Here is a 23527-nt window from a genome sequence, read left to right on the forward strand (position 1 = left end):
TCACTCGTACGTCGACCGACCGTCGAGCAGGTGTGCGACCTGTTCGATCAGCATGTCCGCTTCCCGTTCGGCGACGAACTCGTCGCTGGCCGCCACTCTCCCGGCGAAACCGTCAATCAAAAGCAGGATCCACTCGGCGAGTCGTTCGGCGTCCACGTCGACACGGATGCTCTGATCCCGCTGGGCGGCCCGCAACGCGGATTGCAGTGCAGCACGGGCAGCTTCGTCATCATCGCGTAGTGCGCGGGCGATCTCCGGGCGGTGAGTGAGCCCACCGACGACGGAGATGAAACCAGCGGCCCGGGGATCGCGCAGGTCGGACACCGCGTGCTCGACATAGTCCCGCACCACGCGGCGGGGATCGACCGCATCGACCCGCCGCTCGAAGAACTCGCGGGTCTCGGCGGCACCATGTTCGAGGATCGCCACCAGCAGCGCGTCCTTCGTCGGGAAGTAGTGGAAGAACGTGCCCGATCCAATACCGGCGGCACGACAGATGACCGCGGTGGTCGCCCCGGCGTAGCCGTGCTCGGCGAAGGCGGTAAGGGCGGCATCGACGATCTCGAGTCGTCGGGCACGGTGTCGCTGAGGGTCGATTGGGCGGGGCACCGCTTCATCGTAGTTAATGGAGTAGCCACTCTGATAATGTCGCGCCATGCAACCGTCGTCGCGACCGAGCGTGACCACGGGTCGTGTACCGCAGAATTGGCAAGCTGCGGTCGCACTCTTCGTCCTGGCACCCGTGATGGGCGAGGTCGTCGGCGCGTCATTGCGGTTGAGCTACTTTGTTGAGCCGCTTCGCTTCGTGGGCATCGTGTGCTTCTACGGTGCCGGCGTGGTTCTGATCCGCGAGATCGCGCAACGGCTTAACCTGACCGGCTGGGGACTTGTATTGCTCGGCTGCGCATTCGCTGTCATCGAGGAGGGTCTGGCCCTGCAGACCATCTTCAACCCCATCGGCATGGACGGCCAGCCGGTGCACGGAAACGCCTTGGGCGTCAACTGGTTCTGGGCGGTCGTCGTTTCCGGGTACCACGTCGTGTGGAGCGTGGTGATTCCCATCGCGTTGATACATATCGTCTTTCCGCGCAGCCGCCCCTCGCCGTGGCTATATCGGCGCGCTGCCGGTGCGCTCGCCGCTCTCTTCGCCGTCGGCACCGCCACGTTCCTGGCGATCTCGTATATACGCTCCGACTTCAGGCTTTCCTGGGCGCAAGCCGCCACCACCATCATCGTGGCGGCGGGGTTGGTCTGGGCGAGCACGAAGTGCAGGGATCACGGAGAGATCGAGCGGGCAGGGCCTTCGCCGGGCCGCATGCTCGTAGGGCTGTTCGGGTTGGTCGCCGGCGCGTGCTGGTTCGTGTTGTTTCTAGCCGTATTCATCGGTGGGCCAGTCTCGTTCGTGTGGTGGACCGCCGGGGGTTTGTCCTTGGCCGCCGGTGTAGCCCTAGTACTGCGGTACTGGACGCGGCGAACGTGGACACCGCGACATGAACTCGCCCTGTGTTTCGGTGCCAGCATGGCAGCGGCCCTATTCGGGCTGCTCCTGGTCGCGCTTGACGGACACCGCGCGAACACCGCATTCCAGTGTGGCCTCATCGTCGCGCTCAGTGCCGCCTACATCTGGCTGGATCGGCGGCTGAGGTCACCATCCGCGTGACGACACCCCTCACTCCTCCGATCGGTGGGTGTCGTTCTTGCGCACCCGCAGCACGAACGCGGACAGCGACAGTACGAGCACGACACCGCCGAGCACACCGATCTCCACTGCCGCACGCGAGAACTCCGGGCCCTTCGCCAACAGCGAGGCCGCCTCCACCGACAGCACCACAATCTCCTTGATGGCGGCCAGGATTCCCACGATCAGGAACGGCTCGACGACGATCTCGTGCGACCGCAGGCTGACCCGCACGGCGTACAGCAGCTCGACGAAGATGAAGAGCAACAGCAGTCCGTCGAGCAACTCGAGCATCAGCGCGGACGTGGGCGTGTCCCGCACGTGCAGAAGCGTGTTGAACTGCGCGACGAGGAGCGCCCCCGAGCCCAACACCAGGACGACGGCGATAGCCCAGTAGATGGCGTCCTCGGCCCAGCCGAGCACGCGATCGGCGAGGCGTTGGCGTGCCTCCTCGCCGTCGTCAGTCGACTTCGCCATCACCGTGCCTCAGCGGTTCAGCTGCCAGATCCGCGTGGACAGCAGCGTCGCGAAGGCGCACCACAGCGGATACAGACCAAGTGCACCCGCGGGCACACCGCTGACGCTCACCGCGCGACGGGTGAGATCGGCACTGCTGGCAGTCAGTGCCGCCGCGGCGACCGCAGACGCACCGAGCTTGCGGCGGTCGAAGAACAGCCACGACCAGCTGGCGTTGAGAATCAGGTTGAGTGCCAGCAGCGCAGAGTAGGTCCGGGCCTCCTCGCGACGGCCCTGCTCGGTCAGCTCGTCCACCGCTCCAGCCGACACCACCGCGATGTCGGCGTACAGCAGCGGCCAGACGATCGGGAAGGCTTGGCGCGGCGGCTGGAAGCTGGGCTTGCGCAGCTTGGCATACCAGGCGGACTGCGCGGGACGGCTCGCCAGGCCACCGACCACTGCGGTCGCGAGGACCGCCGCGCCCGTCTTGGCGAGAGTCATGGGTCTCATCATCAATTCCCTTCGTCGCGTTGCTAGTACCCCGCAGGTCAGTGGCCCAAACCGCGGGAGCGCTGACGGGACCACCGATAGCCGCCGTAGATAAGCAGTGCGACAAGGAAGTTGACGAAGTAGGCGATGTCCGCGCCGTGCCAGGCGACCGAGACCGGTCCCTGGAACAGCGAGGTGTTCATGAACGGCACCGCCGCGGCATAGGCCACCACGAACGCCACCAGTGCGGCCACGGCGTCAGTGCGATCGGTGGCCTCATCGGCGGGATCGACCGTGTTCCGCCCGCGGCTGCGGATCCGCCAGTCCACGACTATCACCGCGACGAACGCCGGAATCCAGTAACCAATGAGCAACAACACGTTCTGGAACCGCAGCGCCGTGTCGCCGCCGTGCAACCAGAGGATGAGTGCGAACGCCAGCACCGTGACGATCACGGCAGACAGCGGTCGACGGACCCGAACCCCGATCGTCTGCAGGGCGAGCGAGCCGCTGTAGTCATTCATCACCCCTGATCCGACGGCGGCCAAGGCGATGACCGCCAGGACGAGCGCACCGACGACGCCGCCGCCCATCACACTCTGCACGCCCTCCACCGAGTGTTCGGAGACGAGTTCACCTGCGGCGATCCCGATACCCTGCACGAAGGCGTAGGCCGTGAACATCCCCAGGAAGGTGAAGCCGAACACCCGCAGTCGCGATGACTCGGCGGGTAGATACCGGCTGAAGTCCGCGGCGTAACTGGCCCAGGACACCGCCAGGCTGAACGCGATCGTCACCTCCAGGACGAACGCCCCGACCAGATCCGGGCCGGTAACCGTGGCGGGGGTGATCACGTCATGCCCGCCGACGAGCTTGATGGCGAACACCACGAACGTCACGAACAGCACGACGGTCAGCACGGCCTGCAACCGGTGGATGAGTTCGTAACCGAAGAACCCGACGAAGCCCTGCACGCCCAAGACGATGAGGACGGCAACCCAGAACGGGATGCCGAGCAGCGCCGACAACGCCTGGCCACCGAACAGACCGACCAGTGCGTCCCATGCGATCGACGAGATCCACTGCAGTGCCGCGGGTACCGCGACGGTGCCACCGAACGCCATCCGCGCCATCGGCAACTGGCCGGTTCCGGTTCGCGGTCCCCAGGTGGAGAGGTATCCGACGATCAATGAACCCAGCACGGTGCCGATGAGCATCGCGAGCAGACCCAACCAGAAGCCCAGGCCGAGGGCGATGGCCAGTGCACCTGTGAAGACGCCGGTCATGTTGACCTGCGGGGCGAACCACACCGTGAACAAGCGTCCCGGTGTTCCGTATCGGCGGTCGCGAGCGACCGGTGCGATTCCGTGCGTCTCGACGGCGAAGTCGCCCACGCCTGTGGGGCTGCGCCCGCTGAACGGCGCCGCGACCAGCGCGCTCGGCCGCTTGGATGTCTCGGATGCCCCGCCGGCCCCTTGCCTCATGCGCTCATTCGACCACGCGAGGGCCGCCTAACCGCCCCCACGGTGCCCTTTACAGGCACCCCACCGGGGGGCCGGCGCGGAATCTGTGCCTCGGCAACCTTCAGGCTGAGGAAATCCATTGCTCAAATGTAAATTCGTTGCGGAAACGGTTGCGAAGGTCCGCCTCATCGGCGATTGTTTACCCAACAGCGCACGTTGCCGGGCGAGCATCCATCACCCAGAACCACAGGCTTCGTGCGCCGCATGAGGGAGGTTGCCCTGAGCGAGACACACAGCACGGCCGTTGACAGCACGACCGGAGAGCACGGGGACACCCTCGGCTCGGGTCGCCCCGTCATAGAGATCGACCATGTCACCAAACGCTTCGACGACTACGTCGCCGTGGCCGATGCTGACTTCTCCATCGCATCGGGTGAGTTCTTCTCGATGTTGGGTCCGTCTGGCTGCGGCAAGACCACGACACTGAGGATGATCGCCGGGTTCGAGACCCCGACCAGCGGTGCGATCCGCCTTGAGGGCGTTGACGTCTCGCGCGTCCCTCCGCACAAGCGCAACGTCAACACGGTTTTCCAGCACTACGCCCTGTTCCCGCACATGTCTGTGTGGGACAACGTGGCGTACGGCCCGCGGAGCATGAAAAAGGACAAGTCAGAGGTCAAACGCCGGGTCGACGAGATCCTGGAGATCGTCCGCCTCACCGACTTCGCCAAGCGCAAGCCTGGTCAGTTGTCCGGCGGTCAACAGCAGCGGGTCGCGCTGGCCCGCGCACTGGTCAACTACCCCAGTGCACTCCTCCTGGACGAGCCGCTCGGCGCCCTGGACCTCAAACTGCGCCAGGTCATGCAGTTCGAGCTCAAGCGCATCCAGCGCGAGGTCGGCATCACGTTCATCTACGTGACGCATGACCAGGAGGAAGCGCTGACCATGAGTGACCGCATCGCGGTAATGAACGCAGGCAACGTCGAGCAGATCGGCTCCCCCACCGATATCTATGACAGCCCCTCGACGGTTTTCGTCGCGAGTTTCATCGGACAGGCCAACCTGTGGCCCGGGCGGCAGAACCGGATGGATGGTCAACTGGCCGAACTCTCGGTACTCGGCACCACGCTGCTGGCACGTCCTGGAGACACCACGATCGAGGCCGGCGGTCAGGCCACCCTCATGGTGCGCCCGGAGCGGGTGCTGGTCTCGGTCGAGCCGCCGGCTGGCAACCTCGCCAGCGTGCCGGCCACCGTGCGGGACGTGGTCTTCCAGGGACCGGTGATCCGGCTCTCGCTGGCCGCACCGGATGACTCAACGGTGCTCGCGCACGTCGGACCCGAGCAGAAACTGCCCATGCTGCGTCCGGGTGATCAGGTCTACGTCGGTTGGGAACCGGAGGCCTCTCTGGTGCTTCCCGCGGCCGACATACCCACGACCGAGGACCTCGAGGAGATGCTCGACGACTCCTGATCGGCGTGCCTTCCCGATACAGCCTGTCCTCGTTACCTTTTCCGAAACCCCGACCCCTTCCGCAAACCGAAAGGCACCGCAGCCATGGCCCCCGAAAACAACGGAGCAATCGACCCCCGTCTCATGTCTCGGCTCACGGCGAACCGCAGCAGCCGCAGACGTTTCATCGGGGGCGGCGCCGCGGCAGCGGCCGCCGCCATCCTGGGCCCGTCATTCCTCGCCGCCTGCGGTTCGGACAGTTCGACGTCCAGTTCCTCGACAACACAGGACAGTGGCCCGGCCAGTGGAACCCTGCGCGTCTCCAACTGGCCGCTGTACATGGCCGACGGGTTCGTTGCCGCCTTCCAGACCGCCTCGGGTATCACGGTGGATTACAAGGAAGACTTCAACGACAACGAGCAGTGGTTCGCGAAGGTGAAGGAACCGCTGTCACGTAAGCAGGACATCGGCGCCGACCTGGTGGTACCCACCGAGTTCATGGCAGCGCGTGTCCAGGGCCTGGGATGGCTCAACGAGATCAGCGACGCTGGCGTGCCCAATCGCAAGAACCTGCGCAAGGATCTGCTGGATTCCAAGGTCGACCCGGGGCGCAAGTTCACCGCACCGTACATGACTGGCATGGTCGGCCTGGCCTACAACAAGGCGGCAACGGGCCGCGATATCACCAAGATCGAAGACCTGTGGGATCCCGCATTCAAGGGCAAGGTCAGCCTGTTCTCCGATGTGCAGGACGGGCTCGGCATGATCATGCAGTCGCAGGGGAATTCACCGGAGAACCCCACCACTGAAGCCGTGACGAAGGCCGTGGATCTGGTCCGGGAGCAGAAGGACAAGGGGCAGATCCGGCGGTTCACCGGCAACGACTACGCCGATGATCTGGCATCCGGCAATATCGCTGTCGCCCAGGCATATTCGGGCGACGTCGTGCAGTTGCAGGCCGACAATCCCGACCTGCAGTTCATCGTCCCCGAGGCAGGCGGCGACTGGTTCATCGACACGATGGTGATCCCGTACACCACGCAGAACCAGAAGGCCGCTGAGGCCTGGATCAACTACGTCTACGACCGGCCCAACTACGCGAAGCTGGTTGCATTCACCCAGTTCGTCCCGGTGCTGACCGACATCACCGAGGAACTGGCCAAGGTCGACGCCGCGTCCGCCGCGAATCCGCTGATCAACCCGTCGCCGGAGGTGCAGGCCAACCTCAAGTCGTGGGCCGCGCTGACCGACGAGCAGACTCAGGAGTTCAACACCCTGTACGCAGCAGTCACCGGCGGCTGACGCGATGGCAGGAGTCGCGAGCAGCGGCAGGCAACGGAGCAAGATCGCTCCCTACCTGATGATCTTTCCCGCCCTGGTGTACCTCGGCGTCTTCTTCGTGGTCCCGCTGGTCACGCTGGGCCGAACGTCGCTGTCATCCTCCGGTGGGTCGGTATACCTGCCGACACTGACGTTCGACTGGAACTTCGGCAACTACGCCCACGCATTCGCTCAGTACGAGGACCAGATCATCCGGTCGTTCACGTATGCCGCCGTCGCGACGGTGGTGTGTCTGCTGCTGGCCTACCCGCTGGCGTATGTGATCGCCTTCAAGGCGGGCCGGTACAAGAACCTGATTCTTGGGCTGGTGATTCTGCCGTTCTTCGTCACGTTCCTGATCCGCACCATCGCCTGGAAGACGATCCTGGCCGACGAGGGATGGGTGGTGCAGGCGCTCGGCACCGTCGGCCTGCTCCCCGAGGAGGGACGTCTGCTGTCCACCGGATGGGCCGTGATCGGCGGTCTCATCTACAACTGGATCATCTTCATGATCCTGCCGCTGTACGTCAGCCTGGAGAAGATCGACCCGCGACTCCTTGAGGCCTCCCGCGACCTGTACTCGTCGGCCCCACGCAGCTTCGGCAAGGTGATCCTGCCGCTGTCGGTGCCGGGTGTGCTGGCGGGCAGCATGCTGGTCTTCATCCCCGCGGTGGGTGACTTCATCAACGCCGACTATCTGGGCAGTACGCAAACGACCATGATCGGCAACGTCGTGCAGAAACAGTTCCTGGTGGTCAAGGACTATCCAGCGGCCGCCGCGCTGAGCTTCCTGCTGATGGCGCTGATCCTGGTGGGCGTGCTGCTCTACACCAAGGCGCTCGGAACCGAGGACCTGGTATGACGATTCAGGATCGCATCGCCGAAGCCAACAAGAACATTGCCGACGTCAAGCCGAAGCGGGCGCTGACTCAGCGGCTCAACCTCGGTGACAACCTGCTGCGCGTGGTCGCGGGTCTGGTGCTGCTGTACCTGTTCCTGCCGATCTTCGTCATCATCCTGTTCTCGTTCAACAAGCCGGCGGGCAAGTTCAACTACACCTGGCAGGGCTTCACGCTGGACAACTGGGCCGACCCGTTCAAGTACCCGGCACTGACCGAGGCGTTGAAGCTGAGCCTGAACGTCGCAGCCGTCTCGACGGTGGTCGCGTTGGTGCTCGGCACACTCGTCGCGATAGCCCTGGTGCGGCAACGGTTCACCGGAGACCGGGCGATCGACACCTTCCTGATCCTGCCGCTCACCGCTCCCGAGGTTGTGCTCGGCGCGTCGCTGCTGACACTGTTCCTTGATCTCAATGTGGCGGCCGGCTACACCACGATCGTGTTGGCCCACATCGCGTTCCAGATCAGCTTCATCGCGATGACGGTGCGCGCCAGGGTTCGTGGGTTCGACTGGACGCTCGAGGATGCGTCGATGGATCTCGGCGCAGGCCCCACCCGCACCTTCTTCAGGGTTACCCTGCCGTTGATCATCCCGGGAATCGTTGCGGCGGGGATGCTCTCGTTCGCGTTGTCACTCGATGACTTCATCGTCACCTACTTCGTCAGCGGCTCATCGGTGACGTACCCGCTCTACGTCAACGCCGCTGTGAAGGCCGCCGTGCCACCGCAGATCAATGTGCTGGCCACGGCCATCCTGGTGATCAGCCTGATCCTGTTGGCCATCGGAACGCTGTACCGCCGCAAGCGAATCGTCGTCTAAGCGCTACCGCCCGCCGCCGAGACTGCTGGGAGATCGCCCAAACCGTCATTTCGGCGATCTCACCGCAGTCTCGACGGATGGGTGAGAGGCCGCGGCCGCGCGAGTCGACCGTCAGCTACCGACCTCGGCGGGCACGGGCGGGGCGCTTCGGCCACCGGCACGCGCGGCGCCGATACCCGCTGCGACGACCAGACAGATGCCGGCCACACCCCCTGGGCCGGGCACCTGGTGCAGGACCATGAGGCCGACCAGCATGGCGAACGCGGGTTCGACGCTCATCAGGGTGCCGAATGCCGCCGTCGTCAGTCGCCGCAGCGCCATCAGCTCAAGGGTGAACGGGATGACGGGAAGTAGCAGCGCGATACCGATTCCGATGAGCAGAATCTCCGGAGTCATCCGGGAGAACACCGACGGCCCGACGAGGATGCTGGAGAACAGCGCCGCCGTGCCCATCGACACCGCGAGACCATTGGCGCCGTCGACACCGTCACCAACGCGCTGGGTCAGCAGGATGTAGCAGGCCCAACACACACCCGCACCAAGCGCGTACGCCACCCCAACCAGGTCGATGCTGCCGTGCCACGGCTCGGTCAGCAGGACCACGCCGATCGCGGCGATCCCCGGCCAGACGAATCGGTACCTGCCCTTGCCGAGCAGTACCGCGACGCTCAGCGGTCCGAGGAACTCCAGCGCGCTCGCCGTCCCCAGCGGGATGCGATCGACGGCCGCCATGAAGAGCAGTGTGACCCCCGCTGTGACGACGCCGAGCACAACACACATCAGGAATGTCGACCTGGTGAACTTCGACGGCCGCGGACGGACTATGACGAGCAGGATGATGCCCGCCCAGAGCAGGCGCAGCCATGCCGCGCCCTCGACCCCGATGTACTCGATGAGGCCGATGGACAGCGCGAGCCCGACCTGGACGCACAGCATCGATGCCGTCGCCATGAGCGCACCGGTGCGGGCGCGGTTCGCATTCACGACATCGGCCACCAGTGCATTGAACGGGACCGAAAAGCCCCGTGTCCACGTGATTGTCCGGGCCTGGTCACTCCAACCGAATCCGTGGTTCAGCGCGTGCGGTCGGGGAACGGGTCGTTGGAGAAGTCGATCTGTGCGGCGAGGTTGCTGACGGCGGTCACCACGCCGGTCCCGAACGCGCCGTCGCTGTCGTACAGCGTCGCCGATCCGACGCTGATCCCGTCGTCGGTCCAGTGCGAGTCGGCCTGCACGCCGATGCTGCCGTCGCGCGGCAGCCGCGCCAGCGCCACCGTGAGGTCACCGTTGATGTAACCCACCCCGGCCGTGCCGAGGTTGGTGACCAGGCTCGTCCCCTCGGCTGCCATCACCGCGTTGACCAGCGGGGTGTTCTTGCGACCCTCGACCGCGTCGACGGGCCTGTTCACGAATCGCTTGCGCGCGTCGTTCTGGTGATCGGCGATCGACCGGGTCCAGCCGTGCCCGTCGCTGCCGATGTGGACGTACTCGTCGGTGTCGAGCTCGACGGGCCGGGTGAAGTCGACCTCGCCCGACCACTCCTGTCCACGCGGCGGCTCCGAGCGCCGGTACTGGACCAGGATCGCCCGGACCACGGTGACACCGTCCTGGACGAGTTCACACTCGGTATTGCGGACGCGCCGTCCGTCGCGGACGAGCCGTGTCACCGCCGTTGTCGTCACTCCGCGTGCGGCCTTGAAGAGGTCCACGGTGACCCGTGCGGGCATGAAGTCCTCGCTGCCGTATCGCTCGTCGAGGATCGCTGCCGCCAGACCGACGAGTGCGGGACCGTTGAGATGGTCTGCTCCCCAATGGCTCTGGGCGAACGGCGTCGGCTGGAACGAATCATCGGCAAGTTGCACGAAGTGCGCCGGACGAGCGGTCATCTCCGCATCGTCGCACATCGGCACCTGAGCCCCGCCGATCGCCCGGCTCAGGTGCCTACGAAGGGGCGAAACTAACCGAACCCCACCGAGGACGAGTGGGACGGATCGGCCAGACATGTCTCGATGAATTCGGTCATGCTCTCGAACACCGCCCTACTCTCGGGAAGAAAGGGCAATAGCGCGGGAAACGCATGCAGTTGGTGCGGCCAGGACTGGACGGTGCATTGCCTGCCGGCCGCGGTGAGCCCATCACACATCCGTTCCACATCGCAGCGCAGGACTTCGGACTCGGCAACGATGATCAGTGCCGGCGGAAGTGTTTTCAGGTCGGCGTTCAGGGGCGAGAGGTCATCGACGTCCGCTTGCGCAGGATGGATGCACTCGACGATCAATGGCAGTGCCGATGCCACCCCGAATGGATCGCGTCGAAAGTTCTCGTGCGACTTTCGGGCCAAACTGTCCAGCTCAAGGAGCGGAGAGATCCCGATGACGCCGGCGGGCACGGCCAATCCGTTCCGCTGGCCGGCGATCAGTGTGGCAAAGGCGAGGAATCCGCCCGCCGAGTCCCCCGCGACGACAACCCTGGTCGGGGCGACACCCTCTTCGAGTAGCCACCGGTATGCATCCACGCAGTCCTGGATGGACATGTCGATCGCCACTTCCGGATGCTGGCGATAGTCGACGTGCACGACTGGCAGGTTGGTGAGTCGGGCAATTCGTGCCACCACGTGCAGGTGAGAGTCCAGGTTGCCGCAGAAGAATCCGCCACCGTGGAAGTAGAGGACGACACCTTCGCTCATGGGCGCGACGCATCCGGGCGCCCGGACAGTCTCGACTGTGACGGCACCTGTCGTGTGACGATCAAAGCGGAAGCCGCGGAAGGGCCGTACTCGCTGCAGCCGCGAGAGGTTTCGCACCCCTCGGCCGAGGAGCGCCAGACGATCGCTCACCGGCTTGTTGCGCTCGGAAGTCAGGTACCGGCGGATCGGCGGCTCAACCAACACACGGGCGGCGGAATAGCAGATCCGCGCCCTCCGACTCGGCCGTCCTGTCGACAAAGCGCCTGTCGGCAGACCCATCGTGGACCCCTTCTTCGAACAACGAAAAACTATGGAGCTGACTGGCCCAGCAGCGTGACGAGCAGCAGATGGCGAACGACGGCCGGCGACGACCTCGTATGCGTGGCGTCCATGAACCGGCCCAGATCAGTCACGAGTACGAAGCCCGCGTGCACCGCGAAACGCGCCTCATCCGGCGACATGTCAGGCCTGGCAGCAGACACCTGACGTGCCCATGCGTCAATGGTGGCGCGCTGGATGCTTTGCAGCGCAACACGATCCTCGGCGGGCACGTTGAGGCGCTCCGCGTAGTAGACATATGCGAGTTCCGGATTGGCGAAGAAACGCAGCACGAACGCCTCAACCAGTCGGCCGACCGCGTCTCGGGGGCCGTCTGCAGTGGGAAGGATGGTGGCGAGGTCACTCGACACCCGGTCGGCCGCGCGCCGATACGCTGCCCCCAGAATCGCCGCCTTCCCGGGGAAGTATCGGTAGAGGCTCGTCGTTGACACGCCGACCGAGACGGCGATGTCGTCCATCCCGGTGTCCCGGTACCCACGCTCGTTGAACAGCAGTATCGCCGAGTGCAGGATCTGCTCGTACTCCCCCGACTCCGGGCCCACTGTGGCCCGGACCGGGATACGGGGTGTCGACGTCCCTGCCGGCAGGTCGGTGTCGCGTACGTCGCGCGCAATCGTGGCCAGGGTTGCGTGAATCCGGTCGCTCGCCAGTTGGGCGTGATGGTCGGTGATGCTGCCCAGCACGCTGAGCACTGCCGCTGACAGGATCCAGCGTTCCTGCCCTGGCTCCAGTTCGGGACGCAACTTCGACATCGTCTGTTGCAGTCGGCGATTGACCAGTTTGATCTGCTCGTTGAGCACCACCTGATCGCCATCGTCGAGGTACCGGCCCTCCCACCGATACAGGCCACCGCTGGTCCGATTCACGAGGGCGGTGTCGATCAGTGCGCTCACCATGCCGTCCCATACCTGATCGGGTCCCGCGTCGTCGTCGTCGACGATCGCGGTGCAGTCAACCAACTGCTGCCCCAACCCCAGGACCGATGCCGCAAACAGTTCGTACTTGCCGGAGTAGTGCCGATACAGCGAGGCGGCCGTCACGCCGACCCGTCGGGCGATGCCCTCCATGCTCACACCGTGATAGCCGACCTCGCTGAAGGTCTCGGCCGCGACCCGGGCGATCTGCGCCTTTCGGTCCTTCGGTCGCCGACGCCGCTCGGTGCTCACACTTGACGTGGACAGCCTGATGTCAGGCGCATGCGCAGGCGGCACGGTCTACCTCCCACCGAACTCGGGCCGCAGGACCGGGCTCAGCGCAGCGAGCGGAATGTGCGCCACCACGGTGCCGCCGTCCATCGACCACTTCATCACACCGGGAGTGAAGTCGAGTGGGGTGTCGCGTGCCACGGGATAGTCCGGCATGTAGATGACGAGTTCGTCCGGGGTGAGCGCCCATGCCTTGTAGCCGCCCGAGTAGACCTTGTCAGGCGTCCACCGCTCCGCCACGAATGGATAGGTGCGGGGTTGATGCGGGGGCGGCGCCGCATCGAGCGCCTGCTCGACGAACGGCTGTGCCAGCGGCGGAATCGCGGCGAGCGGATCGACGCCGGCCCTCGTCAGATCCGAAAGCTGCAACTGTCTGCCGGCCGACATGTCGAAGGTGAAGGTGCGGTAGGCGTTGTTGAATGCCGGCCCATCAGCGTGATAGGTCTCGTGGAACACCACCGACAACGTGTTTTCACGACGGAAGATCTCGTAGTTGCCCTCGCCGAAACTGTCGGCGACCATGCTCACACCGAGCCGTCTCCAGTTATCGACCAGAGTCCTCAGGTATTGGCGCACAACGGGTCCGACGACGGGGTCATCGACGATCTCGGCGGGAATCGCGACCTTGATGTCACGCACCGCGTCGCTCTGGGAGCGCACCGAGGTCTGGCAGTACTGACCGTTCCACTGGCCACCCAACTCATCGCAGAACGATGGCGCCGACGCCGCGGCAGTGGGGGCACCGACAGTGGCGGCCACGGTGCCGGTGCCGACGCCCGTGACGATGGCGGCCACCACCCCAACGAGCATGCTCATCCGCACGTCAGTCTCCGATCCTCACGGCAGCGCGACTTGGCTTGCCCGCCAACGTCCGTCGACGAACTCCATGGTCATCTTGATCCTGCTGCGGTCGATGCGGGGGTCGGGAACGTTGGTGTTCGACACCGACTGATCGACGAAGAGCAGCACGACCACCTTGTCCTTGGACGCCGACTGGATTGCCGACTCCACGACGACTCCGTGCGCCGCCGCCTTGTTGTCGATGAGCAACTGACGAAGCTGGACACTGGACTGCGAGTACATGTCCTTGAACTCACCGGTCGCACCGTCGAGAACCTGGTTGAAGTTCTCGTCGACCTTGCTCGAGTCGATGCTCGTCAGGATCTGCGCGTACGTGACCGCCGCCTGCTGGGCCTGCTCCCCCGCACGGGTCACCTCCCGCTCCTGCCACAGCATCCAGCCCAGCACACCCGAGACCGCGAGTGCGGCAACGAATATCACGGCGACCACGCCCACGATCACCCGTCGCAGCCACGGCCGTGGCCCGCCTGCTTCCTCCTCGGTGTCGGCGCCTGCGTCCTCGTCGAGATCGACGGACTGCTCGTCAGCCTCGGGTTCCGTCATCTCGTCAGCCGGTTCAGCCAACGCATCGCTCGTCACTGTCATGTTCATCTCCTCGAAACAGCGTGTCGGTGGTTCAGCGGGGTGGCTCGATCGGTAGCACCGGTCCGCCATACGGGGTGGGAATCGTGAACCGGCCCTTCGGGGTCGGGTCGGTCATTCGGCCGAGATCCGCGCCAGGGGGCGGCCCTGCGGTGTCGTCACCGGCCGGCCGCGGCGCGTTCTTGGCGCCGCGCACCAGCACGCCCGGATGATCGTCGCGGCAGTAGGTGTACATGAACGGCTCGGGGTAGTCGGCCGACGCCGGTGGTCGGCGCGGCGTCCCGTAGTCGCACGCGTAGCGCGGGTAGATGTCACCGGTCGCCCACAATCCGTTGTCGTGCATGACGCTGCCAATGGCATCGAGTGCCGAGGTGCGGTAACTGGGGAACAGCGCGTTCAACGCCGGCACCCGCAGGTAGAGCAACTGGGAGGTGGACGTCAGGCTGCCGAGCAGAGCCACCATGGTGTCGGAGTTGTCGGTGAACAGATTGTCGACCGCGGTCAGAGTGCCCGGCGCCTGGTCGGTGAGCCTGCGGTAGCCCTCCCGCATCTTGGTGATGCCGTCAAAGGTCGCGCCGAGATTGTCCGAGGCGACCGAGATTCCGTCACTCTTGTCCGCGGCCATCGTCAGCACAACCCGGCTGGTCCGCAGCACGCTGGTCGTCTCCGGAAGCACCGAATCCAGCGTCGACAACAGAAAGGTGCCACCGTCGATGATGTCGGCCAGCTTCTGCGGTCCCGCCTCGCTCAGGCTCAGCTCCCTCTTGATGAGCTCGATCTTGGACGTGTCGACCTGCGCAAGCGCACCATCGGCGTTGGCGAGGAGTTCGGCCAGGCTGACCGGTACGGTCGCCCTGCCCGCCGCGATGACGGCTCCGTCACTGAGGTAGGGCCCGGCATCGGATTCGGCGGCGAAGTCGACGTACTGCTCGCCCGCCGGCGACAGCCCCGACACTCGCACGTCGCTCGACTCCGGGATCGGCACGGTCGAGGAGACATTCACGACGGCATTGACACCGACAGGCGTGATGTCGAGGCGCTCCACCCGTCCGATCGGCACACCGCGCAGTGTCACGTCCTGATTCGGTAGCAGGCCGGCGGAGTTCGGCAGTTCGATGGTGATGGAGAGGCTCGACGCAAGCGGATTGACCCGCAGCGCACCGAGGAACAGGTATGCGCTCGCGACCACGAGCGTGAGGATCAGCGCACCGGCTGACAGCCAGGAACGCCTGCGATGTCCTGCCCGGACGATCGCGACGATGGTGTCTGCGGCGGCGGCGATCATCGCGGCGCCTCGGGTGGCGGAATGACCTGCACCTGACCCGGATCGGTCGGGCTGGGGATCACCGGGACCTGCGGCACGCCGGGACCCTTTCCGACGACTCTCTCCTGTAGACGCAGCAGTGTGTACTTGATCGAGCCGACCATCTGCTGCCAGTTGTAGCGCTTCGGGCCGTGCAGCCCGGAGTCGCCGGCGAAGCCGATATCCGGTATCGACCCGAGAATCAGTCGGTCGATACTCGCCCGCGTCGCAATCGCGGGGCCCGAAATCGATTTCACCAGGGGCGGCATCAACCTGTTGAGCGCGAACAGGGTGGCGTCTGGAGTCAGCGCGACGTCGTTCCACGCTCCGGCCACCCGGTTGGCGTCGGCGACGACGCTTCGGCCGCTGGTGTCGGTGCCCGCGATTGACGGGAACTTGCTGAGCTGCTCGGTGGTGTCACCAATCTGCATGACGAGATCGGCGATCTGCGTGGTGTGCGCGGCGAGTACCTCGGTGGCCGGGCCTGCCTCCGTCATCAGCTCGCCGAGCATGTCGTTCTTGGCCTCGATCTGATTCACGAGGCCCGACGTCTCGGTCAGCGCGGTCGAGATCTCCTCGGACCGCGCGTTGAGCGTGCCCAGCGTCCGGTTGGTCTTGCGGATCAGATCACCGAACGCTTGACCTTGGTCGCCGGTCGCCTTACCCAGCCCGTTGATGATCCTGGTGAAGTTGCGTACCGCACCGCCATTGACGAGGATCGCCGCCGAGCCCAGCACCGACTCGACGGTCGCTGCCGCCGTTGTCGACTCCAGCCCGATGGTGTCACCCTCGGTCAGCAGCGGAGCCCCCGGATCCGGTGGGCTGGGGGGTTTCAGGGCGACGAACACGTCCCCCAGCGGCGTCGCGGAGCGCAGTTCCGCCGTGCTGCCGCGCGGCAGCTGCACACCGTCCATGATGCGCAACGTCGTCACCGCGGTGTAGTTGCGCGCCACCATCGACTCGAGTTCGCCCACGTCGGCGCCTGCCAGCTTCACCTTGGCGTTGGCGGGAAGGTTGAGCGCATTGCTGAACACCGCGGTCAGGGTGTAGCCGCCCGAACCGACCCCCGGTGCGGGCAGCGGCAGGCTGGCCAGCCCCTCTGTGCCACATCCGGCTGCGGCCAAGCAGACCGAGACCGCCAGTGGGAGTGCCGCTTTCCGGTAGCGCGCCATCACTTCTGACCCATCGCCGCGAGGCCGTCGAGCACGTAGGACAGTCCGAAGTCCGGCCCGAAGTCCGCCAACGTGCCGGTGCTGCAACCAAGTTGTCGCAGCCCCATCATGTTGCAGACCTCCTTCACCGCCTGCGAGTCGAACAGCACCTTGTCGACGAGCACGCGGGCGCGGAATGCTCCGTTGGTCTGATCGATGGCGTTGTAGATGTTGTCGAGCGTCATCGGTGTGACATCGAGGAATTCGGCGAGATCACGCTGATGGTCGACCGTCGTCTTCAGCGCGATGTCGCCGTTGGCGACGATCTGTTTGATCTCGTCGCGATGGGTGTCGAGGATCTCGCCGACCGTGGTGATCACCTCGGTGAGCTTCTTGCCGGTCGTGCCGCTGCCGAGGTTCTCGTCGGCCAGGATCTGACTGAGCGCGCGAACCGTCGACCCGAACTCGCGCAGCGTCGCGTCATTGGAGGCGGCGGCCTCCATCAGCGAGCTGAGGTTAGCCATGATGGTGGTCAACTGGCCCCTGGTTACCGCGCCTCCATTGGCGCTGAGCCGCAGGGCTTTGGACAGTTCACCGAGGGCGTCCTTCATGTCCTGGCCGTTGCCGTCGGCAATCGCGGCGCTGGCGTTGACGAGTTCGGCGATGGGGCCATCGCCCGCACCGTCACCGCGCAGTGAACCCGAGAGCTTGTCGAGAACGTCGAGCACGCGCGCGAACTCGACCGGGGTCCTGGTGCGGTTGAGTCCGATGGTGTCGTGGTTCTGCAGGGTGGGACCACCACGATACGGCGGGGTGAGTTCGATCTGGCGGTCGGTGAGGATCGAGTTCGAGATGGTGACCGCCTGCGCGTCGGCGGGGACCGCAACCCCGTTGTCGACGGTGAACTCGACTTCCACGTATCCACCCTTCGGGGTGATTGTGGTGACCCTGCCGACCGGCATGCCGAGCACGGCGACCGTGTTGCCCTCGTACAGTCCTGCGGCACTGTCGAATTGGGCGGTGACGGTGATGGAGTCGATCGCGTCCTCGACGAAGGTCCATGCGGCGGCCGACACGAGCACGGCCAGCACCAGACTGGCGGCGGCGAGCGCGAACGCCTTGCTCCGGAGGCGCTTCACTTGCAGTCCCGGTAGTACTCGATCATCCCGAACTGCTTGGCGCGACCGCTGATTGCGCACATCCAGGAGTCCACCAGCAGACCGTTGGTCGGGTTGAGATCGACCGCGTTTCCGGTGCCGCTGGCGTTGGCCAGTCCTCGTAACGCCGGCGGGCCGGCCTGCAGCGTGCTGCGCAGGAGGTCGTCGTGCTTGCCGAGCATGTCGGACAGTTCCCGAATGTTGACCAGCAGCTTCTCCAGCTCGGGCCGGTCATCGATGACGATGCCACTGAGGGTTTCGACGAGATTGGTCAGCGCCGCCATCATGGCGTGGAACGATGCGCGTCGGCTGACGAACTCCCCGATCAGGTCGTTTCCTTGGTTTATCAGGCTGCCGATGCTCGACTGTTGGCGGCGCAGCGTGTTGCTGACCAACTCCGTCGTCTGCAGCAGCGAGCCGAGTTGGTCGCGCCGGTCGGCGATGATCGTCGACAGGGTGCGGGTGTTCTCCAGCGCCTGCGGCAATACCGCGGGGAGCCCCTCCAGCTGCTTGCCGAGGATGCCCAGCGTCTCCGCGAACTTGTCGGAGTCGACCTGTTCGAAGGTGGTGGTGACGTCCGCCAATGCCTCCTGCAAGTCGTAGGGCACCTCGGTCTGAGAGATGTCGAACGTGTTGTCGGGCAACGAACCCGGGCCCCCGGGATCCAGCGACAGGTACCGGGATCCCAGGATGGTGGTGACCTTGATCGTCGCTCTCGAGTCCTGCCCCAGCGTGACGTCCTTGCGGACCTTGAGGCCGGCCTCCACGTGATCGCCCGCCAGCCGCATGCTGGTCACCTCGCCGACCGGTATCCCGGCGATCGTGACGGGGTTGCCCGGCTGCAGCGCCGCGGCCTGCAGGAACCGCGCGGTGTAGTGCCGATATCCGACGTCGGCAACCTTGACCGCGAGCATCGCGCCAATGAGGATGGCCACCACCGCGATCGCGCCGAAGCCGAGCCACGCCTTGTTGCGGTTCTCCAGGGGCCGGCGCCTACGCCGCTGGGTGGGGGTTGAATCAGCCTGTGTCGTTGGATCAACCATTGCCCATGTTCCTGCATCTCGGAGTGTTCCACGACTTGTTTCCAGGAGTCGCGGCGTCGACGATGATCGGCACGACATCGTTGAGGCCAGGGAAGAAGCCGGTGAGGTTCAGGTCGCACGTGTAGGCGCTGACGTAGGCACCCTCGTTGGTCATGCGCGCGAAACCCTTCAGCAGCAGTGGCAGATTGGCGCCTGTGAAGGCCAACTGCGGTTCGATGCTGACCATGTGCTCGGCGAAGCCGGGCTCGCGGAGCACGAGTTCGTTGAGATCGGGATGGATATCGTCGGCGATGGTCGAGAGTTGACGCACCACCTTCGAGATCGACCCCATCGATGACACCAACTCGGGGCGTCGCGCGTCGAAGGTGGACACCGCGTCGCGGGTGTGACCGATGACCGCATCGAGGCTGTCATTGTGCCGGGCAAGGTTATCCACGACCACGTTCAGATCGGTGATCACGTTCCCGAGCTGCTCGTCCTTGCCGGCGAAGGTCTCGGTGAGCCGCGACGTCTGGTCGACCAGGGCGACGATCGACGCGTCATCGCCCTGCAGCGACTGGATCACACCCTTCGTGAGATTGTCTGCGTCGCGGGGATTCAGCACGCTGAACAACGGCTCGAAACCGTTGAGCATCGCCCCGACGTCGAACGACGGGTCTGTGCGCTCGACGGGAATGACACTGCCGGCCGGAAGCGGCCCCGGCTCCCCGATGTTGCCAAGCGACAGTCCCAGGTATCGCTGGCCGACGATGTTCTGGTACGTCACCGACGCGACAGTGGAACCAAGGACCTGCTGGTCGTTCTGCACCACGAAAGACACCTTGGCCAGATCGTCCTGCAGTTCGATCTTCTCGACCCGCCCGACGCGCACCCCGGCCATCCGCACGTCATCGCCCTCGCGCAGGCCGAACACGTCGGAGAACACCGCGGCATATGGGACCGTCTGCCCAGCCACGTCGCGGCGCAGCGTGACGTAGACCAACCAGGTCAATGTCACCGCCACCACCATGAAGAGCGAGAGTCCGATCGTTGCTCCGCGGTACTTCATCTGGGACTTCCCGTCGAAGTCGGTTCTGCCACAGCCACCGTCGTCCCGCGTGCGATCGGTCCGAGGAGCAGCTGGGTGGCCGTCGACGCGGACTGGCCGGTGATGATGCCGAGCTGTTGACGTTCCTGCTCACTGCCGACCGGACCGACATTGCCACCCCATGAGGCAGGCGCCACCGGCGCGATTGGTGACAGCGGCACCGGCGGCGGTGGGGTGGGGATCAGCGCGGGGTTGGCCGTCCCCGGAACCGGTGGCGAGGGCAGCATTCCCGGCGGCAGTGGCGGATTCGGATCGGCCAGACTCGGGTTCGGGTTGATGTACGGCGGGCCGACGGCGACGAGGTTGCCGTTGGGTCCCAGGACGGTTCCCGGGGGCGGAGCCAGGTCCTTGGGTGGTTGATAGTTCTGCGGTATAAGGACATCGGGCAACTCGGGGCGCGTCGGCACCAGTGGGGCGGTGTAGCAGCTCGGGCCCTTGAGGCCGGCGTACTGGGGGCAGTCGGCCCGGGTGTAGGTGTAGGTCGGCGTGAACGACAGGTTCACCCTCATGTTGCCGATATCGCGATCGGCTATCCACACCTCGTTGAAGAACTTGTCCACCAGCTGATTCAGCTTGACGAAGGCCGGCACCCAGTGTTGTGACATGTCTGCCAGCTGAGCCACGACCGGGGTGAGGTTTCCGGTGATCTTCACCAGCCGGTCCGTGTGGTTGTTCAACGCGGTGTGCGTCGTACCAATGGTGTGCACGCCGCCATCGATCAGCGCGGTGAGCTGTGCGCGCTGTTCTACCAGGGTCTGCATTGGCTGCACGGCCCCGTGCAGTGCTTCGACCAGTTCGGGCGCGGTCTGCTGCAGCCCGCGGGTGGCGTCGATCAGCGCGGAGACCGTCGTCGGGCCGGGCTCGGTGGCGACGATGGCGTCGAGTTCATCGACCAGCCTGTTCAACTGGGCACCACTCGTCAGCAGTTCGGTACGGCGGTTCTGGGTTGCCGCGTTGACCGCGGCCAGGATTCCCACCGTGTTGTCCTCGCGGCCCCGGCCCGTCGCAGCGAGGATGTCGCGCAGCTTGCTGATAGTGGTCTGAAACAGCACCGTCGGTAGCTCGGTGTCCTCTTTGATCTTCGCCCCGGCACGAATGGCCGGGCCGGGGCCGCGGTCGACCAACTGAACCGAGGACACCGCGAATACGTTGCTGGGCACCACTCGCGCCGTCACCGAGGCTGGGATGGACTCGGCGTAGGTGGGATTGAGGTCGATCTGCACGTAGTTCGGTTCGCCGTGCGCTGCCGGTGTCACGTCGTTCACCATGCCGACGAGCACGCCGTGGTACTTGACGTCCGACCGCTGCGGCAGGCCGTCGCCGACGTTGGTCATGGCCGCGACGACGCGGACGTAGGGGTCGAGCCGTCCGGTGGACTTGACCAACAGGGTTGCCGTGACGACCCCTGCCACCAGCAGCAGTGCGATGCCGCACCCCAGCAGCTGCCGCTCCGAGGCACCCCGCCCATCGGGCTCGAACGAATTTCCCATCTAACCGCCGAACCTCGCTCCGGAGTCGACGGTCCACAGCGCCATGGTGAGCAGCATGTTGACCACGATCACCACGGTGATGCTGGCCCGCATGGCATGTCCGGCAGCAACTCCCACGCCCTCGGGCCCGCCGGAGGCGTAGAAGCCGTAGTAGCACTGCACGGTCGAGGCGATCCACACGAAGATGACGGCCTTGATCAACGAGTAGGCGATGTCCTGGCCGGACAGCATCAGCGTGAAGTAGTGCAGATAGGAGCCCGTCGAACCGCCACTGATGAGGTACACCACGAGCTGCGTCGTCAAGTAGCTCACCGCCAGGCACGCCACGTACAAGGGAACCACCGCAACCACCGAGGCCATAAGGCGTGTGGTCACCAGATACGGAATCGGCCGGACCGCCACGGCGTCCAGGGCGTCGATCTCCTCCGCGATGCGCATCGACCCGAGCTGGGCGGTGAACCGGCAACCGGCCTGCGTCGCGAATGCGAGTGACGCCGCGATCGGCGCCAGCTCGCGAGTGTTCACCAGCGAGGAGATGATGCCCGTGGCCGGTCCCAGCCCGAGCAGATCGAGGAAGTTGTAGCCCTCGATGCCGACGAGTGCGCCCACGGTGATACCGAGAACGACTGCCACGCCTGCGGTTCCACCGCCGACGACTAGGGAACCGTTGCCCCACGCGATATCGGATAGCAGACGGACGAACTCGCTGCGGTACTGGCGCAGCGCAATGGGTACGGCGATGATCGCCCGCACGAAGAACACCATCATGTGACCGAGTCGGATGACCGGCGCAGACGCCTTCTCGTACAGCCGAATCCATGGCGCCAGCAGCGGCGGGCGGAACGTCGATGCGGTCACGTCATAGCCCCACCCTGGGAAACAGCATGATGTAGAGCTGGCTGATTGCCACGTTGACGACCATCAGCACCAGGATCGACTCGACCACGGCCGCGTTCACCGAGTTGGCGACGCCCGTCGGGCCACCCACTGTCGAGAAGCCCTTCTGGCAGGACACGATCGCGACGATGGCACCGAATATGACGGCCTTCACCAACGCCACGACCATGTCGCCAGTCGTCGCGAACGAGGCGAAGGTCGCGACGAAGCTGCCCGGAGCGCCGTTCTGGAAGTACACGTTGAACAGATAGCTCGCCAGGAAGCCGACGAAGCACACGACGCCGGTGAGCGCCACGCCAATCATGATGGCGGCAACGAACCTCGGCACCACCAGGCGCCGGATCACCGATACGCCCATCACTTCCATGGCGTCGATCTCCTCGCGCATCTTGCGCGAGCCCAGGTCCGCGGTGATCGCCGATCCCACCGCCGCGGCCATCAGGATCGCGGCCGTCAGTGAGGCCGCTTGCCGGATCACGGCGAGCCCGCTCGCCGCACCCGCGAGGGAGGTCGCTCCGACCTGGCCGGCCAGCAGGGCGAACTGAATCGACAGCGTGACACCGATCGGCAGGGCCACCAGGATGGTCGGTAGCACCGCGGTGCCCGCCATGAATGCGCCCTGGCGGATGAACTCCTGCCACTGGAACCGCCCGGTCACCAGATCGATGAACAGGTACTGGATGGTGCGCAGGCCGAGGATGAACTGCTCGCCGACGGTCGTGAGTGAGGCCAGCGGATGACGCCTGACGTAGCCGGTGGCCCAGTCCTCGATGGCGTCGACACCGGTGGGCTCACGCAAGACGTCGACCCCTTTCCCGATGGACGGACCCAGCAGGTGCCGGCACCTGTCGGTTGCGCCGGTCGCTAGTGGTGGTCACCGTATGTCGGCCACCTGTCTCCGTCAACGTTTTCGGAGAACTAATGTTTACTTAGTGAATACGGTGAGAATTCCTGCCCGATCGCCTATAGCCGCACATACGGCACTGACGGCTTCCACATATGACACCATCCGCAACCACCCGTTGCGTAATTCGCTTATCAGTACTCGCATTTCAGTGACCATCGGCATTCCGCGTGGATGCGCACAGCGCGAACCGACACTCGAACCAGTCGAGCGGAGGTCGTGTCCGGTGGCGACGATGAACTTCT

23 protein-coding genes are annotated in these 23527 nt (G+C 65.3%); 5 read left to right on the forward strand and 18 right to left on the reverse strand.

Features of this window, described 5'->3' with window-relative positions; all coding sequences use genetic code 11:
* The gene (locus tag ACZY0X_RS13985; protein WP_463771209.1) at positions 1-609 is read right to left on the reverse strand and encodes a TetR/AcrR family transcriptional regulator; all 609 of its coding nucleotides are present in this window, start codon (positions 607-609) and stop codon (positions 1-3) included.
* A 70-nt stretch (positions 610-679) separates the two neighbouring features.
* Here ACZY0X_RS13985 and ACZY0X_RS13990 point away from each other — a divergent pair, with 70 nt between their 5' ends.
* Positions 680-1660, forward strand: coding sequence for a hypothetical protein (locus ACZY0X_RS13990; RefSeq protein ID WP_463771210.1), 981 nt, complete (start codon positions 680-682; stop codon positions 1658-1660).
* A gap of 9 nt (positions 1661-1669) precedes the next feature.
* Here ACZY0X_RS13990 and ACZY0X_RS13995 read toward each other — a convergent pair whose 3' ends face one another.
* From ACZY0X_RS13995 to ACZY0X_RS14005, 3 genes are read right to left on the reverse strand one after another with little or no spacing between them, the layout of a single operon-like run.
* Positions 1670-2155 (reverse strand): phosphate-starvation-inducible PsiE family protein, encoded by a 486-nt coding sequence (locus ACZY0X_RS13995; RefSeq protein ID WP_463771212.1) that lies wholly within the window; start codon positions 2153-2155, stop codon positions 1670-1672.
* Between the two features lie 9 nt (positions 2156-2164).
* Positions 2165-2644 carry a TspO/MBR family protein gene (locus ACZY0X_RS14000; RefSeq protein WP_463771213.1) on the reverse strand — a complete coding sequence of 160 codons (480 nt, stop codon included), beginning with the start codon at positions 2642-2644 and terminating at the stop codon, positions 2165-2167.
* A 38-nt stretch (positions 2645-2682) separates the two neighbouring features.
* Positions 2683-4107 carry a purine-cytosine permease family protein gene (locus ACZY0X_RS14005; RefSeq protein ID WP_463771215.1) on the reverse strand — a complete coding sequence of 475 codons (1425 nt, stop codon included), beginning with the start codon at positions 4105-4107 and terminating at the stop codon, positions 2683-2685.
* A 243-nt stretch (positions 4108-4350) separates the two neighbouring features.
* On the opposite strand from ACZY0X_RS14005, the gene ACZY0X_RS14010 reads away from it, so the two are divergent.
* The 4 genes from ACZY0X_RS14010 to ACZY0X_RS14025 all read left to right on the forward strand — a co-directional run bounded on the left by ACZY0X_RS14010 (position 4351) and on the right by ACZY0X_RS14025 (position 8577).
* Positions 4351-5559: an ABC transporter ATP-binding protein gene (locus ACZY0X_RS14010; protein WP_463771216.1), complete on the forward strand. Its 1209-nt coding sequence runs from the start codon at positions 4351-4353 to the stop codon at positions 5557-5559.
* 123 nt (positions 5560-5682) lie between these two features.
* A complete protein-coding gene (locus ACZY0X_RS14015) occupies positions 5683-6840 on the forward strand; it encodes a polyamine ABC transporter substrate-binding protein (protein ID WP_463771218.1) in 1158 nt (385 codons plus the stop codon).
* Positions 6841-6844: 4 nt separating this feature from the next.
* Positions 6845-7720 (forward strand): ABC transporter permease, encoded by an 876-nt coding sequence (locus tag ACZY0X_RS14020; RefSeq protein ID WP_463771220.1) that lies wholly within the window; start codon positions 6845-6847, stop codon positions 7718-7720.
* Positions 7717-8577, forward strand: coding sequence for an ABC transporter permease (locus ACZY0X_RS14025; RefSeq protein ID WP_463771221.1), 861 nt, complete (start codon positions 7717-7719; stop codon positions 8575-8577). The genes ACZY0X_RS14020 and ACZY0X_RS14025 overlap by 4 nt, the downstream gene beginning before the upstream one ends.
* A gap of 111 nt (positions 8578-8688) precedes the next feature.
* Here the strand turns inward: ACZY0X_RS14025 and ACZY0X_RS14030 are convergent, their stop codons facing one another.
* From ACZY0X_RS14030 to ACZY0X_RS14095, 14 genes are all read right to left on the reverse strand, one after another.
* Complete coding sequence (locus tag ACZY0X_RS14030; protein WP_463771588.1) at positions 8689-9528, reverse strand: EamA family transporter; 840 nt, start codon at positions 9526-9528, stop codon at positions 8689-8691.
* Between the two features lie 122 nt (positions 9529-9650).
* Positions 9651-10463: an acyl-CoA thioesterase domain-containing protein gene (locus ACZY0X_RS14035; RefSeq protein WP_463771223.1), complete on the reverse strand. Its 813-nt coding sequence runs from the start codon at positions 10461-10463 to the stop codon at positions 9651-9653.
* Between the two features lie 71 nt (positions 10464-10534).
* Positions 10535-11542: an alpha/beta hydrolase gene (locus tag ACZY0X_RS14040; protein ID WP_463771225.1), complete on the reverse strand. Its 1008-nt coding sequence runs from the start codon at positions 11540-11542 to the stop codon at positions 10535-10537.
* A gap of 29 nt (positions 11543-11571) precedes the next feature.
* A complete protein-coding gene (locus ACZY0X_RS14045) occupies positions 11572-12789 on the reverse strand; it encodes a TetR/AcrR family transcriptional regulator (protein WP_463771589.1) in 1218 nt (405 codons plus the stop codon).
* 27 nt (positions 12790-12816) lie between these two features.
* The gene (locus ACZY0X_RS14050) at positions 12817-13623 is read right to left on the reverse strand and encodes a mannan-binding protein (RefSeq protein ID WP_463771226.1); all 807 of its coding nucleotides are present in this window, start codon (positions 13621-13623) and stop codon (positions 12817-12819) included.
* 21 nt (positions 13624-13644) lie between these two features.
* Complete coding sequence (locus ACZY0X_RS14055) at positions 13645-14253, reverse strand: DUF3329 domain-containing protein (RefSeq protein ID WP_463771227.1); 609 nt, start codon at positions 14251-14253, stop codon at positions 13645-13647.
* A gap of 31 nt (positions 14254-14284) precedes the next feature.
* Entirely contained in the window at positions 14285-15535 is a 1251-nt protein-coding gene (locus ACZY0X_RS14060) for an MlaD family protein (protein WP_463771228.1), read from the reverse strand.
* On the reverse strand, positions 15532-16725 hold the full coding sequence (locus ACZY0X_RS14065) for an MlaD family protein (RefSeq protein WP_463771230.1): 1194 nt from the start codon (positions 16723-16725) through the stop codon (positions 15532-15534). Before ACZY0X_RS14065 ends, ACZY0X_RS14060 begins: the two co-directional genes overlap by 4 nt.
* The gene (locus ACZY0X_RS14070; RefSeq protein WP_463771231.1) at positions 16725-17843 is read right to left on the reverse strand and encodes an MCE family protein; all 1119 of its coding nucleotides are present in this window, start codon (positions 17841-17843) and stop codon (positions 16725-16727) included. The genes ACZY0X_RS14065 and ACZY0X_RS14070 overlap by 1 nt, the downstream gene beginning before the upstream one ends.
* Complete coding sequence (locus ACZY0X_RS14075) at positions 17840-18904, reverse strand: MlaD family protein (protein ID WP_463771233.1); 1065 nt, start codon at positions 18902-18904, stop codon at positions 17840-17842. The genes ACZY0X_RS14070 and ACZY0X_RS14075 overlap by 4 nt, the downstream gene beginning before the upstream one ends.
* A complete protein-coding gene (locus tag ACZY0X_RS14080) occupies positions 18897-19952 on the reverse strand; it encodes an MCE family protein (protein ID WP_463771235.1) in 1056 nt (351 codons plus the stop codon). The genes ACZY0X_RS14075 and ACZY0X_RS14080 overlap by 8 nt, the downstream gene beginning before the upstream one ends.
* On the reverse strand, positions 19949-21481 hold the full coding sequence (locus ACZY0X_RS14085) for an MlaD family protein (RefSeq protein ID WP_463771236.1): 1533 nt from the start codon (positions 21479-21481) through the stop codon (positions 19949-19951). The genes ACZY0X_RS14080 and ACZY0X_RS14085 overlap by 4 nt, the downstream gene beginning before the upstream one ends.
* Complete coding sequence (locus ACZY0X_RS14090) at positions 21482-22339, reverse strand: ABC transporter permease (RefSeq protein ID WP_463771238.1); 858 nt, start codon at positions 22337-22339, stop codon at positions 21482-21484.
* A 1-nt stretch (position 22340) separates the two neighbouring features.
* On the reverse strand, positions 22341-23177 hold the full coding sequence (locus tag ACZY0X_RS14095; RefSeq protein ID WP_241399080.1) for an MlaE family ABC transporter permease: 837 nt from the start codon (positions 23175-23177) through the stop codon (positions 22341-22343).
* Between the last annotated feature and the right edge of the window lie 350 nt (positions 23178-23527).

It is taken from the genome of Mycobacterium sp. IDUB_39, from assembly GCF_055419205.1.